This window comes from Pseudomonas sp. FA117 (assembly GCF_057370475.1).
Map to the genome: position 1 here is coordinate 4,010,227 of NZ_CM170675.1, position 12,553 is coordinate 4,022,779.

A 12,553-nucleotide genomic window follows, 5' to 3' on the forward strand; every position below is an offset into this window, starting at 1 on the left:
ACCGCCATTCTACCTGCTTTGCGGCGCCGTGCCCGCCTTGCGCGGCCTGAACCACCAGCCCTGCTGCATCCCTGCCGCCGCCAGCAGGATCAGTGCCACCCCGAGCCACTGCAGCGCGGCCAGGCGATGGCCGAAGGCGACCCAGTCGACCAGGATCGCGGCAATCGGATAGATGAACGACAGTGCTCCGGTCAGCGCCGTGGGCAAGCGTTGGATGGCGCTGTACAACAGCACGTACATCAATCCGGTATGCACCACACCCAGTGTCACCAGACTACCCAGCGCGACAGGCGCTGCCGGAAGATCGCCGAACCCGACCCAAGGGGCCAGCAGCAAGGCTCCGGTACTGACCTGGATCAAGGCGATCAGGTGCGGCGGCGTCCCGCTCAAGCGCTTGATGATCAATGCCGCCAAGGCATAGAGCAACGCCGCCCCCAGCGCCAACCCGACGCCCAGCAGGTACTGGTCGCCGCCCTGCCCCTGCCCGTGAGCACTGACGATCGCCAACATGCCGACAAAAGCCAGACCCAGCCAGGTCAGCTTGGCTGCGGTGATCCGCTCACCGAGAAACACCGCCGCCAGCCCCACCAGCATGAACGGCTGGACGTTGTACACCGCCGTGCCGATGGCAATCGAGGCCCGCGAGTAGGAAGCGAACAACAGCAACCAGTTGCCGACGATGGCCACACCGCTTAGCACCGCCAGCAGGAAAGTCGCGCGGGTCAGAACACCGGGCTTGAGAAAGCCCATGACCGCGCAGATCAGCAACAAGGTGCCGGCGCCCAGCACACAGCGCCAGAACACCACCTCCAGCACCGGCTGACCGGACACCAGGACGAACCAGCCGATGGTCCCGGAAATCAGCATGGCGGCCACCATTTCCAGCGAGCCGCGACGAATCGAACTGTCCATCTCATGCCTCCTGTCGAAGATGGCAACAGTATGCGTAGAGCAGACCGCCCCCTCCAGCGGATAAAAAAGCCGGATAGCCGTATTCACCTTTACTATCAAGGTAGATTCGGCTTTTTACCTGACGAGGCATCCATGACCGACGATATCGACCAACTGCTGATCAATGCACTGATGAACGATTCGCGCCGCTCGCTCAAGGCACTGGCGCAGATCAGCGGCCTCTCCGCCCCCAGCGTCAGCGAGCGCCTGCGGCGCCTGGAAGAGCGCGGCGTCCTGCGCGGCTACACCGTCGAGATCGATCCGCGCTGTTTCGGCTACCAGTTGCAGGCCATCGTGCGCATTCGCCCGCTGCCGGGGCAGTTGCAGGAAGTCGAGCGACAGATCATCGCCATTCCCGAATTCACCGAATGCGACAAGGTGACCGGCGACGACTGCTTCATCGCCCGCCTGCACGTGCGCTCGATGGAACAACTGGACAGCCTGCTGGATCGGCTCAATACCCTGGCCGAGACCAACACCGCGATCATCAAGAAGACACCGGTCAAGCGACGCCTGCCACCGATGGCCTGAGCAAAATCTGTACACAAGAATGTCACCTCAGGTGCCATTTTTGTGTGCACTGGTTACGACAGTGCCCCAACAAGTTACATGAACTGCGCGCTAAAAATTGACCCAAAAATCAAGTAACGCTTCTAGGAAAAATAAATGCTGATCAAATGGTCAAGTTATATTGGCTATTTATCATCTAGTTATCATCAATAAGGACGAATTCAAAATAATAGCAACTTGAAAACTGTGTCCTCTCTGGCATGGAACTGGCTTTAGTGAACTCATGTTTTGTATACAACTCGAACAAAACATAAATACACAAGAACTCGCAGCGCCTGTCCCGCAGGCCGTTCGCGCCCAGAACCCAGTGATGCCAATGCTGCACAGACGAGAAGGCGAGCCCGTGCGCAAGCCCGCCTCATCGCAGTCCTAGCGCATCAGGAGCCGCCGGAATGAGTAGCAGTCTCGACCTTGCCCCTGAACTTTCCGTTGCCAGCACCCACCCCACCGCCACACCACTCGAATCCCCCGCAGGATCCTTCGAGCTGAGCCCGCGCCTGCACAACCGCGATCTTGCCCCCACCCGCATCGAGGGCCGCCGCTGGGGCGGCTACAGCATCTTCGCGCTGTGGACCAACGACGTGCACAACATCGCCAACTACTCCTTCGCCATGGGCCTGTTCGCCCTCGGCCTTGGCGGCTGGCAGATCCTCGTCTCCCTGGCGATCGGTGCCGCGCTTGTCTACTTCTTCATGAACCTCTCCGGCTACATGGGCCAGAAGACCGGCGTGCCCTTTCCGGTGATGAGCCGCATCGCCTTCGGCATCCACGGCGCGCAGATCCCTGCGTTGATCCGCGCGGTGATCGCCATCGCCTGGTTCGGCATCCAGACCTACCTCGCCTCGGTGGTGTTGCGCGTGCTGCTCAGCGCCGTATGGCCCCAGGTCGCGGCGTACGATCACGACAGCGTGCTTGGCTTGTCCAGCCTTGGCTGGATGTGCTTCGTCGCCATCTGGGTCGTACAACTGGTGATCCTCGCCTACGGCATGGAGATGGTGCGTCGTTACGAAGGCTTCGCGGGTCCGGTGATCCTGCTGACCGTGGCGAGCCTGGCGGCCTGGATGTTCTTCAAGAACGACGCACGCATCGCCTGGTCGGTGAGCGATCCCCTGACCGGCTACGAGATGTGGCGCAACATCTTCGCCGGCGGCGCACTGTGGCTGGCGATCTACGGCACCCTGGTGCTCAACTTCTGCGACTTCGCCCGTTCCTCGCCGTCGCGTCGGACCATCCGCGTCGGCAACTTCTGGGGTCTGCCGGTGAACATCCTGGTGTTCGCGGTGATCACCGTGGTGCTGTGCGGTGCGCAGTTCCAGATCAACGGCCAGGTGATCGACAGTCCGACCCAGATCGTCGCCACCATCCCCAACACACTGTTCCTGGTACTGGGCTGCATGGCCTTCCTGATCGTCACCGTGGCAGTGAACATCATGGCCAACTTCGTCGCTCCGGCTTTCGTGCTCAGCAACCTCGCGCCGCGGCACCTGAACTTCCGCCGCGCCGGCTTGATCAGCGCGACCGTGGCGGTGCTGATCCTGCCGTGGAACCTGTACAACAGCCCACTGGTGATCGTGTACTTCCTGTCTGGCCTGGGTGCCCTGCTCGGCCCGCTGTACGGGGTGATCATGTCCGACTACTGGCTGCTGCGCAAAGGCCGGATCAATGTACCGGAGCTGTACAGCGAGAACCCGGCCGGGGCCTACCACTACTCGCGTGGCATCAATCTGCGTGCCCTCGCGGCCTTCATTCCCTCGGCCCTGCTGGCCATCGTCCTGGCCCTGGTGCCGCACTTCCACAGCGTCGCGCCGTTCTCCTGGCTGATCGGCGCCAGCACCGCCGCAGCGCTCTACCTGCTGATCGCACCGCGTAACCGCCAATACCTCGACGTCAGCGGCGAAGCCATCGCCGTCGACCACAGCAGCCACTGATCAAGGGATTTTCCATGCGTATTCTGATCGTCAACGTCAACACCACCGAAGCCATCACCGAGGCCATCGCCGAGCAGGCGCGCAGCGTGGCAGCGCCTGGTACCGAGATCGTCGGACTGACGCCCTGGTTCGGCGCCGAGTCGGTGGAAGGCAATTTCGAAAGCTACCTGGCCGCCATCGCCGTGATGGACCGGGTGCTGGCCTATGACCAGCCCTACGACGCGGTAATCCAGGCCGGCTACGGCGAGCACGGCCGCGAGGGTTTGCAGGAGCTGCTCGATGTGCCAGTGGTGGATATCACCGATGCCGCCGCCAGCACCGCGATGTACCTGGGCCATGCCTATTCGGTGGTGACTACGCTGGACCGCACCGTGCCACTGATCGAGGACCGCCTGAAGCTGTCCGGACTGTATGACCGCTGCGCCTCGGTTCGGGCCAGCGGCCTGGCTGTACTGGAGCTGGAGGCTGATCCGCAGCGCGCCGTGGAGGCCATCGTCGAACAGGCCGAACGCGCCGTGCGTGACGACAAGGCCGAGGTGATCTGCCTGGGCTGCGGCGGCATGGCCGGGCTCGACGAACAGATTCGCCAGCGTACCGGCGTGCCGGTGGTCGATGGCGTGAGCGCGGCGGTGACCATTGCCGAATCACTGGTGCGCCTGGGGTTGAGCACGTCGAAGGTGCGCACCTATGCAACGCCACGGGCGAAGAAGGTGGTGGGCTGGCCGATGCGGTTGGGGCGGTAAATTCAGCGCGAGGCCGCCGCATCATCAGCCAAGGGTGCGGCGGCCAGGCGCAGGATACTCCTCTCCCAGTAACGCTCACGACCCGTCGACATGCCGATTGTTGCGCACCATGAGAAAAAAGCCGAGAGATACAGCGGACGACTTCCACATGATTATTTCGTGACCAAAAACTCTCCACATTTCGGTCCAGAAAAAGCTGGCCAGGCCACCCGCCAGGAGGGCCAGCCCTACCCATCCGCGCCAGGGTGATACGGTCCAGCGATCCAGTGCCCACCAGCTGATCATGATCAAAATCGGCTGCAGCAGATCATCGAACGACATGCTCGACCCCACCTTCCAGTATCAGGGAAGTAGAACTGCGTTGCGGACCGATACCGCCCTGGACCTTGGCCTCGACCGATACCAAGACATCACCCGCGTGAAACGTTGACAGACGGCTGGAGACAAAAGCGAATGTGCCCATCTTTGCCGCACCAGCTACCAACGCCGGAGCGAACGTCCCGGTAACTGCAGCCCCCCCTGCCGACACCAGAGCAGCGACTGTCCAGCGCTGTGCGTTCAAAGCATCCCCCTGCTCGCGCGTCAACGGCAATGAAACCGCCACCGCCATCACGCAGGGCAATTGCCCGGCCAGCATCCGCGCGTATAACGCCTTTACCTCACTCACCACCCGATATTGATGTCGGCCCGCTGTCGGAATATGCAGCGTATTGAGCCAGCAGCAGTTATCGGCCCTGACAGTGAACTCGATGACATCGAAGGTCACGCCGCGATGACCAATGAACCGATAAGACCGATCGATTTCCATGCAACCCCGCACTATTCACTCCCGGAATCGGACTTCCGAAACCCCGTGGACAGTGCCTTTTTCGTCATCTGGAAATATGTCAGCCTGAACACCTCGATTGAGTCAGAAACGTCTGAATCAGGTCGGGCAAACCTCCGACCCGCCATCAAGTTCCTGACGCACGTTACGGCTGAGCATCGTGGCCTTGCCGTCGTGCCAGGTCAGGGTGATCACATAGAGGGTGTCGAAGTCGTCGCCGTCCCAGTCCGAGGTGATGACGCGTTTCTCGCCCAGGGCCTTGCCGGCCACGGCATTGATCAGGTCGGGCAGATAGCCGTGCGACCAGGCGGTATAGACCGTGGCATTGCGGTACTTGGCCCGCAGCAGTTCTTCGGCGAGGTCGTCATAGTCGTTGGCGCCGAAGTCGATGTTGACCGGCAGGCCGAGGCGGATGGCGCTGGGGCTGATGGTCATGAGCGGGCGGATGTAGCTGTAGCGCTGATCCTGGCTGCCTTCCTCGACATGCCGCCCGGGGTCGGCGGCAAACACGTAGTCGGCCGCGCCGAAACGCTCCGGCAGCAGGGTGGCCAGGTCGATGGCGCGATTGAGGCCCTGGCAGTTCAGTTGCCCGAGTCCTTCGCCGGGCTTCTCGGCGTGACGCAGGAATACCAGGGTCTGGGTTCCGTCACCGTGCTGGTCGCGGCTTTGCACCACATCGAGGGTCAGCGGTATCAGCACCGCAGCGAGGGTGAGTCCGAGTAACAGGTGACGGCGTCGCACGTATTGCATCCACTTCATGGCAGGGCTCGTTCGGCTAAGGACGGGAAGCATCCTTGCCTGTGCACCATGCTGGACAGCCGCAGTGCTGCGTACCGGCTGTCTCATGGGCTGTTCCATGCTGGCCCTCCGTGGCAGCAGCCATGTTGGACCCTCGATATTGCCGAATTACGTCACCACGGCAACAACTGGACATCATTCGTCGCGCGTCAGCACCTCGAGCAGCTCGATTTCGAAGGTCAGGTCCGAATTCGGCGGGATGCTGCCCACCGAACGCCCGCCGTAGCCCAGGTGCGCGGGCACCTGCAACCTGCGCTTGCCGCCCGCACGCATGCCCATCAGGCCCTGGTCACAAGTATTTTGTAAGCTACACAGTACACGGGGTTATATCGTGAAGCCCAAGGGCTTAGGCTGCCGCTGCTGGGGAAGACGGGATATGAGACAATGATGGCGCTGTGCCCTCACCTTTCAATTGGATGAAGACGGACCCCTGCAATGAGTGCGGAACAACTCGACCCAGAACCAGAGAACGACAAAGGCTTTAAGAGTAAGCGTGCCATGCTGTTTTCCCTGTCCCTGCTGATGCTAGCGCTAGTGGCCACGGGTGCACAGGTGAAGGAAGTGAACACACTAATATTTAAGATTGAACTCACCCGTCATGAGAATCTGCAATGGTTTCTTGTCGCGGGGGTGCTGTACAGCGTCTTACGGTATTACGCCTACTCAGAGAAATACAGAAAAAGGCTATTTGTGCAATGGTCGAGCAAGCTTCTTGATGATCCTTCAGTTTACTATTACGCCCATGATACAGATGAAGTTGAGGCGCTAGTGGGTGCTGCGGTTGACGTCTATGGTGGGGATGAACCGGGAATCCAAGAACCTAGATACGAAAAGAAAGGAATACTCAAGAGAGGGATTTCCTACCCAACAAAATTCGAGCATGAGTATTACGGCACTGTATCCACAAGGAACCACATAGACTTAAACAAATATACCGAGAGCTGGAGCAAGAAGCATTTCAGAAAGCTGCTGAGGTATGAGTTTAAATATAGGTGGGAAGCTTGGGTGTCTCACAGGGAGACGCTAGACCTTATGGCACCCTATCTGCTAGCGGCTGTGGCGCTTACAGCCTTCATCTACACCAAATGTATAGCTTGAGTTGAGAATGAAAAAGCCCAGCGGGTTAGGCTGGGCTTGCACTCTCAGAGGTTGAGCCCGTTGGAATCGGGGTTCTCCAAGAGCTTTATCGTGTCATCTGCACTGAGGCACTTACTGTAAACGGCCATCCTCTGCGGCTCTTGTCCACGTTGGGCAGCCTGTGCCTTAAGGGCTTTCACCCCCTCTTGATAGCGATATTCCGCCATTGATTCACAGAGAGCTTCGCTCCTGTACACCTTACCATCAGTGGCATAAGGGCTACACGTTGGCGTAGCCTCCCCTGCCATTTGGATGCACATTGCCACCACTACATACAAACTCATTACCGATCCTTACTCACCAACTGAGGGCTGTTCCAAGCCCATGTGCACCCTGTGGTTACAGAGCTGGAGCTGTGTAACCACTAGGGTGATTTCCAACTCTTTCACCTTGCCCTCTAGGAAGCTCAGAAAAGCCTGATCACGCTCCAGGGAATACTGGGCTTCGAACTCCTGCACCAGTGGTACACCTGTGCAGCTACCGGCCCTAGAAAAAGCACCACGTAGTGCTGCACCAGCAGTAGAGCTGGATTTGTTGAGGCCAAGCCAGTTACTCAATCATCCCGCGTCAGCACCTCGAGCAGCTCGATTTCGAAGGTCAGGTCCGAATTCGGCGGGATGCTGCCCACCGAACGCTCGCCGTAGCCCAGGTGCGCGGGCACCTGCAACCTGCGCTTGCCGCCCACACGCATGCCCACCAGGCCCTGGTCCCAGCCCTTGATCACCCGGCCGGTGCCGATGACGCACTGGAACGGCCTGCCACGTGACCAGGACGAGTCGAACTCGCTGCCGTCGGCCAGCCAGCCGGTGTACTGGGTGGTGATCAGGGCGCCCTTGACCACGGCCTTGCCGTCGCCTTCCAACACATCGCTGACCTGTAAGACATTACTCATGAACCTGCTCCAACACAGTCGTACCGGCGTGGTTTTTCTCAGGAATGCGCACCAATGGCAAGCCCGACTTGCCGTGGGGCGCCAGGGTTACCTGATAATTCTGCCAGGTTACAGGTCCGTGCTTGCCAGAGAAAATCGATCGAAAATCAACACCTGCGTTGGAGTTCCACATGAACGACATGGAGCAAGCCTGGACAGCTCCCAGCTTGCCGCAAGCGGACAGCGACCCAGGCAACCCTTCGAGCCAATACCTGACGATCGACACGATCTACGGTATCTCTGGCGAAACACTGCGCTGCGAGGTACCGATCTCGGCGGGAATGGCTGTTGGCGATTACATCCGCGTGCGTGGGCGCATCGGCCAGGTCATCTACGATGATATCGAGCGACGGCTCGACTCCCTGCAACGTCCATTGCTGACTGCAATTCCCAAATTCATGCTGTACGGCTCCGCCGGTAACGTCATGGACCTGAATTTCGCGCTGCGCACCGGCGCCGAAGGCTGGCGGATCTCCCAGAGTCGGAACGTCAGGGTGCAATCTCCGGCGATGGTGCTTGAGCGACCCAGCCTGCCCCAAGGCACCCGCACACTTCGAATCAGCTACACGAACATAGCGGCCGGACACCGAGTACGTGCCCGCCTCTATAGCGGGCCGACCACGTACGTCGACACAAAGGAAGTCGCAGTGCCGGCCGGTTCCAGATCGGTGAGCATTACCATCGATGAGAACTGGTTCAGACAGAACCAAGGCCGCAAGGTCTGGCTGAACTACGCCGTTCTTCGCCCTGCCGACACGCGCAGGGTCATTTCCCAGGTGCTGTACATCGAGAGATTGGAAAGGCCGTGGCAGGGCTGGTCTCTGAGCGGTCGCGTGATCCTGACGCGTATCCTCCGTTGGTTGAGGGCTACTCGATGAACAAGATACTGCTGCTGGCGGTATTCATACCTTTACTCGCCTGCTCTGGCCGGCAGTCGAATCAGCCCAGGGTGTCGACCGAGCCGCCCGTATCCATCCAGCCCTCCGCGTCCACCTTGTCTTCCGCTTCCACCTTGTCTTCCGTCTCCACGTTGAACACCGTGCTCAACGGCCCCGCCACTGCAGCGGAACTCACGCGCCGTTACAACAATACCCGCCGCAACTGCGGAAGCGACAGCAAACCCGCGTTTCTCTGCTCCGGCATCATTATCCGCGCGACTATCTACGGTGATGCCTATGACTCCTGGGACCCGAGCCCAAAGGCGATCAAGAAGGGCAGCGTTTCATTCTCTTATCTGCGCAAGGACAACAACTTCAAGATATTCGCGTGGGCGCCGAACAACGCTAACGGATTCATCTTCTACCCGATTCTCAGTACCCCGCCTGGCAAACTCAAGATACAGATTCTCTGTCACTTCCCGATGGATGGCTGGACGGACAACAGGACAGACCGACGGGCGTGCGGCGTTTATCCTGGCGTACCGGGAAGCAACGCCTGCCATCAGTTGGGCATTACCACAGGCAGGCAGTGGGTAAGCAAATTTCCCCCCGGCACCCCCGGCAGCAATATCTGCGGCTTCGATGTGCGTGACAAACTCAATCATCATGCCGGACCGAACTTCTATGCGGGCCTGCAGGCAAAGTGGCTGAACACCGCCTACTTCGGCGAACAGAACGAATTGCTTCTGCAAATCTGGCCGCAGGCCCAAGGCAAGGTGTTGCCCATCGAAGCGTTTTTCTATGCATCGGCCGCAGGTCTGGTCGATGCACGCAAGAACAAGCAGCGCTTCCTGGCCAAGACCGGCATCAACGTGCCGCTCATCAAGGTCACGTTGCCCGCCACACACAAAAACAGTGCGACCTTCCAGTTCATCGCGGCTGACCAATGATGTCGATCGCCCCCAAATCAGCCGCCGCAGCCAGTGCAGGGCTAACCGAACAGTTTCATGACCTGTTCGCCGGTGAGGTCCTGGGTCTGATTGGCGAAGCAGTACCAGGCCGGGCGCTGGTCGACGTAGATCTGCATCGTGAACTGCCAGTCCTGCTCGCCTTCGAGCAGACCGGCCGGCAATGCATACTCGTCCTTGGCGATCAACCGATAATAGAGGTGGGTGCCACACTGCCCGCAAAAGCCCCGTTCGGCCCAGTCCGAGGAGCGGTAAACGCTGGGAGCAGCACCTTCGAAGCTCGGCGGCCGGGTACAGTGCACCGCCAACATCGGGCCGCCGGTCCAGGTGCGACACATGCTGCAGTGGCAGGCATTGACCTCGAGGTTGTCGACCGTGGCAGTCAGGCGTGTGGCGCCGCAGAGGCAGGCGCCGTGCTTGGTGTGAGACATGGGGTGGGCTCCTGGCAGGTAGGAAGTTGCCAAGTATAGCGGTGCATCTGCCGCCTTCATCGCGGGACGGCTCGCTGCTGCGATTCGCCCCGCGATGAGGCCGGCAAAGGCCACCCAGCCGATCAGATAAACACCTTCCCTCGCATGTACAGTGCCCCGCGCCCACTGATGATCACCCGGCCGTTGCCCGGCACCTCGCAGTGCAACTGCCCCTTGCGCGCCCCGCCCTGCTCGCAGCTCAGGCTGCGCTTGCCCAGGCGCTCGGACCAGTACGGCGCCAGCGTGGTGTGCGCAGAGCCGGTCACCGGGTCTTCGTTGACCCCTACACGCGGGCCGAACCAGCGGGTAACGAAGTCGAAGCCACGGCCCGGCGCGGTCACGGCAATGCCACGCACATCGAAGGCCGACAGTGCGACGAAGTCGGGCTTGAGCGGATCGAGCAGGGCCGCATCGTCGATCACCACCACGAAATCGTCCGAGCGGTACAGCGCACTGGCGCTCGGCAGGCCCAGGGCCTGGAGCAGACCATCAGGGATCTGCACCGCCTGCGGATGCTTGGCCGGGAAGTCCATGGCCAGCAGGCCATCAGCACCACGGCTGACCCGCAGCTCGCCACTGCGGGTATTGAAGCGCAGCACTTCGGCCTGTTCGTCCAACTGCTCGAACAACACCCAGGCCGAAGCCAGCGTGGCGTGACCACACAGGTCGACCTCAACGGTAGGGGTGAACCAGCGCAGGTCGTAACCTTCGCCGTTACGCACGAAATAGGCCGTCTCGGACAGGTTGTTCTCTTCGGCGATACGCTGCAGCACATCGTCCGGCAGCCAGGTGTCCAGCGGGATCACTGCCGCGGGGTTGCCGCCAAAGGGTTCAGCGGAAAAAGCGTCGACCTGGAAGATCTCGAGTTGCATGCACACACTCCTTGTAGGGCGGGATCGAAGCAGAGATTACCCATGGACCGGCGTGAGCACCGGCTCACCGGCGAAGAACGCTTGCAGGTTGCGCAGCACCAAGGTCACGGTGTCGCGTGCCGCTTCCGGCGACTGCCCAGCCACATGCGGGGTCAGTACGGTATTGCCCAGAGCCTTCAGGGCATCGGGCACAGCGGGTTCGTCATCGAACACGTCCAGTGCGGCAGCGGCAATGACGCCGGTCTGCAAAGCCTGCACCAGCGCCTGGGTGTCGACCACACTGGCACGGGCGATATTGACCAGATAACCCTCGCTGCCCAGCGCAGCGAGCACCGGTGCATCGACCAGGTGATGGGTACCGGCACCGCCCGGGGTGGCGATCACCAGGATATCCACGGCCTGGGCCAGTTGCAGCGGGGTTTCATGCCAGGTGTAGGGCGTATCGGTGCGCGGAGTGCGACTGTGGTAGCTGACGCTCATGTCGAAGCCCTGGGCAGCACGCCTGGCGATGGCCTGACCGATGGCGCCAAGGCCGATGATACCCAAACGCTTGCCGCTCACCGACGGACTGATGACCCGGTTCCACTCGCCGCGCCGGGTACTGGCGTCAGAACGGGGAATGTCACGCAGCAACGCCAGCAGCAAGGCCATGGCATGGTCGGCGACCGGACCGGCATTGGCGCCAGCGCCATTGGTGACGGTGATGCCACGGGCCTTGGCGGCGGCCAGGTCGACCTGCTCGTAGCCTGCACCGATCACACAGATGATCTGAAGCCTGGGCAGCGCCTGGATTTCAGCGGCGGTCAGGCCCAGCGGGCCACGGGTGAGCACGGCGTCGATCTGCTCGCCCTGTTCGGAGATGGCCTTGGCACGCAACTGCGCAGACGGTGCGCGGATCAGGCGGTAACCGGCCTGTTCGAGCAACGGCAGGTAATCGTCGACGGTTTCCACCAGTACCAGGACTGTCTTGCTCATGCCACCCTCCGGTTCGATTCAGAGGGGGATTATGCCAGTTCGGCTGGAGACTGCGAGGTCCCTCGAGTGCGCCTACTGTGCGAAGGCCCTGCCCAATCCGCCCGGCACACCGCTGCTGTCGGTCTCCTGCCAGGGCCCATTGGGGCTCAGCGACCAGCTCCAGCCATTGTCGAAGCGATAGTAGGTGCGCTGGCGGTAGAAAGTGTTGGGCTGCTTCTCCAGCACGTACACCCCAAGTTTCGGGTCCCAGTGGCTGGCCCCGCCAGGTGGCGGCGCGAAGCTTGCCGAGGTGCGCGGCAGCGGCTTGGGAATGCCGCTCGGAGCGCCAGGCTGCGGCGCAGTCTGGCCGCCGGGCAAGGGCTTGACCACCGGCCCCTGGTGCGGTGGTGGCGTGGTCTCGATCGGCGGCAGCGGTTCGCGCTCACCCGGCTGCTGGTGCACCGTACAGGCGGAAAGCCCCAGGGCCAGGGTGATCAGGGTCAGGCGTACGCTGCGGTTCATGGTGG

Annotated in this window: 16 protein-coding genes and 1 pseudogene; 6 read left to right on the forward strand and 11 right to left on the reverse strand. The window is 61.1% G+C overall.

Annotated features, from left to right (window positions below; genetic code table 11):
* Window positions 1-9 precede the first annotated feature (9 nt).
* On the reverse strand, window positions 10-912 hold the full coding sequence (locus AC1TXO_RS18515; protein WP_486403084.1) for a DMT family transporter: 903 nt from the start codon (window positions 910-912) through the stop codon (window positions 10-12).
* A gap of 132 nt (window positions 913-1,044) precedes the next feature.
* Between AC1TXO_RS18515 and AC1TXO_RS18520 the strand changes: the two genes are divergently transcribed.
* From AC1TXO_RS18520 to AC1TXO_RS18530, 3 genes are all read left to right on the forward strand, one after another.
* Window positions 1,045-1,482 (forward strand): Lrp/AsnC family transcriptional regulator, encoded by a 438-nt coding sequence (locus AC1TXO_RS18520; protein WP_486403085.1) that lies wholly within the window; start codon window positions 1,045-1,047, stop codon window positions 1,480-1,482.
* A gap of 431 nt (window positions 1,483-1,913) precedes the next feature.
* Entirely contained in the window at window positions 1,914-3,449 is a 1,536-nt protein-coding gene (locus tag AC1TXO_RS18525) for an NCS1 family nucleobase:cation symporter-1 (RefSeq protein WP_486403086.1), read from the forward strand.
* 14 nt (window positions 3,450-3,463) lie between these two features.
* Entirely contained in the window at window positions 3,464-4,192 is a 729-nt protein-coding gene (locus AC1TXO_RS18530) for an aspartate/glutamate racemase family protein (RefSeq protein WP_486403087.1), read from the forward strand.
* Window positions 4,193-4,267: 75 nt separating this feature from the next.
* Here AC1TXO_RS18530 and AC1TXO_RS18535 read toward each other — a convergent pair whose 3' ends face one another.
* The 4 genes and pseudogenes from AC1TXO_RS18535 to AC1TXO_RS18550 form a co-directional block, all read right to left on the reverse strand.
* Entirely contained in the window at window positions 4,268-4,513 is a 246-nt protein-coding gene (locus tag AC1TXO_RS18535) for a hypothetical protein (RefSeq protein ID WP_486403088.1), read from the reverse strand.
* Window positions 4,500-5,000 (reverse strand): hypothetical protein, encoded by a 501-nt coding sequence (locus AC1TXO_RS18540; protein ID WP_486403089.1) that lies wholly within the window; start codon window positions 4,998-5,000, stop codon window positions 4,500-4,502. The genes AC1TXO_RS18535 and AC1TXO_RS18540 overlap by 14 nt, the downstream gene beginning before the upstream one ends.
* A gap of 117 nt (window positions 5,001-5,117) precedes the next feature.
* Entirely contained in the window at window positions 5,118-5,777 is a 660-nt protein-coding gene (locus AC1TXO_RS18545; protein ID WP_486403090.1) for a histidine phosphatase family protein, read from the reverse strand.
* Between the two features lie 174 nt (window positions 5,778-5,951).
* Window positions 5,952-6,107 (reverse strand): annotated as a pseudogene (locus tag AC1TXO_RS18550) (FKBP-type peptidyl-prolyl cis-trans isomerase); the annotation flags it as partial.
* Window positions 6,108-6,251: 144 nt separating this feature from the next.
* Here AC1TXO_RS18550 and AC1TXO_RS18555 point away from each other — a divergent pair.
* The gene (locus tag AC1TXO_RS18555; protein ID WP_486403091.1) at window positions 6,252-6,914 is read left to right on the forward strand and encodes a hypothetical protein; all 663 of its coding nucleotides are present in this window, start codon (window positions 6,252-6,254) and stop codon (window positions 6,912-6,914) included.
* Between the two features lie 592 nt (window positions 6,915-7,506).
* On the opposite strand, the gene AC1TXO_RS18560 is transcribed toward AC1TXO_RS18555, so the two are convergent.
* Both AC1TXO_RS18560 and AC1TXO_RS18565 read right to left on the reverse strand, forming a co-directional pair.
* Complete coding sequence (locus AC1TXO_RS18560) at window positions 7,507-7,845, reverse strand: FKBP-type peptidyl-prolyl cis-trans isomerase (RefSeq protein WP_486403092.1); 339 nt, start codon at window positions 7,843-7,845, stop codon at window positions 7,507-7,509.
* A complete protein-coding gene (locus AC1TXO_RS18565; RefSeq protein WP_486403093.1) occupies window positions 7,838-8,026 on the reverse strand; it encodes a hypothetical protein in 189 nt (62 codons plus the stop codon). Before AC1TXO_RS18565 ends, AC1TXO_RS18560 begins: the two co-directional genes overlap by 8 nt.
* On the opposite strand from AC1TXO_RS18565, the gene AC1TXO_RS18570 reads away from it, so the two are divergent.
* Both AC1TXO_RS18570 and AC1TXO_RS18575 read left to right on the forward strand, forming a co-directional pair.
* The gene (locus AC1TXO_RS18570; protein ID WP_486403094.1) at window positions 8,016-8,762 is read left to right on the forward strand and encodes a hypothetical protein; all 747 of its coding nucleotides are present in this window, start codon (window positions 8,016-8,018) and stop codon (window positions 8,760-8,762) included. The genes AC1TXO_RS18565 and AC1TXO_RS18570 overlap by 11 nt on opposite strands.
* Window positions 8,759-9,712, forward strand: a complete 954-nt coding sequence (locus AC1TXO_RS18575; protein WP_486403095.1) for a halovibrin HvnA — start codon at window positions 8,759-8,761, stop codon at window positions 9,710-9,712. Before AC1TXO_RS18570 ends, AC1TXO_RS18575 begins: the two co-directional genes overlap by 4 nt.
* 41 nt (window positions 9,713-9,753) lie before the next feature.
* On the opposite strand, the gene AC1TXO_RS18580 is transcribed toward AC1TXO_RS18575, so the two are convergent.
* From AC1TXO_RS18580 to AC1TXO_RS18595, 4 genes are all read right to left on the reverse strand, one after another.
* The gene (locus tag AC1TXO_RS18580; RefSeq protein ID WP_486403096.1) at window positions 9,754-10,161 is read right to left on the reverse strand and encodes a GFA family protein; all 408 of its coding nucleotides are present in this window, start codon (window positions 10,159-10,161) and stop codon (window positions 9,754-9,756) included.
* 122 nt (window positions 10,162-10,283) lie between these two features.
* The gene (locus AC1TXO_RS18585) at window positions 10,284-11,072 is read right to left on the reverse strand and encodes a PhzF family phenazine biosynthesis protein (protein ID WP_486403097.1); all 789 of its coding nucleotides are present in this window, start codon (window positions 11,070-11,072) and stop codon (window positions 10,284-10,286) included.
* 36 nt (window positions 11,073-11,108) lie between these two features.
* The gene (locus AC1TXO_RS18590; RefSeq protein WP_486403098.1) at window positions 11,109-12,047 is read right to left on the reverse strand and encodes a 2-hydroxyacid dehydrogenase; all 939 of its coding nucleotides are present in this window, start codon (window positions 12,045-12,047) and stop codon (window positions 11,109-11,111) included.
* Between the two features lie 72 nt (window positions 12,048-12,119).
* Window positions 12,120-12,548 (reverse strand): hypothetical protein, encoded by a 429-nt coding sequence (locus tag AC1TXO_RS18595; RefSeq protein WP_486403099.1) that lies wholly within the window; start codon window positions 12,546-12,548, stop codon window positions 12,120-12,122.
* Window positions 12,549-12,553 lie beyond the last annotated feature (5 nt).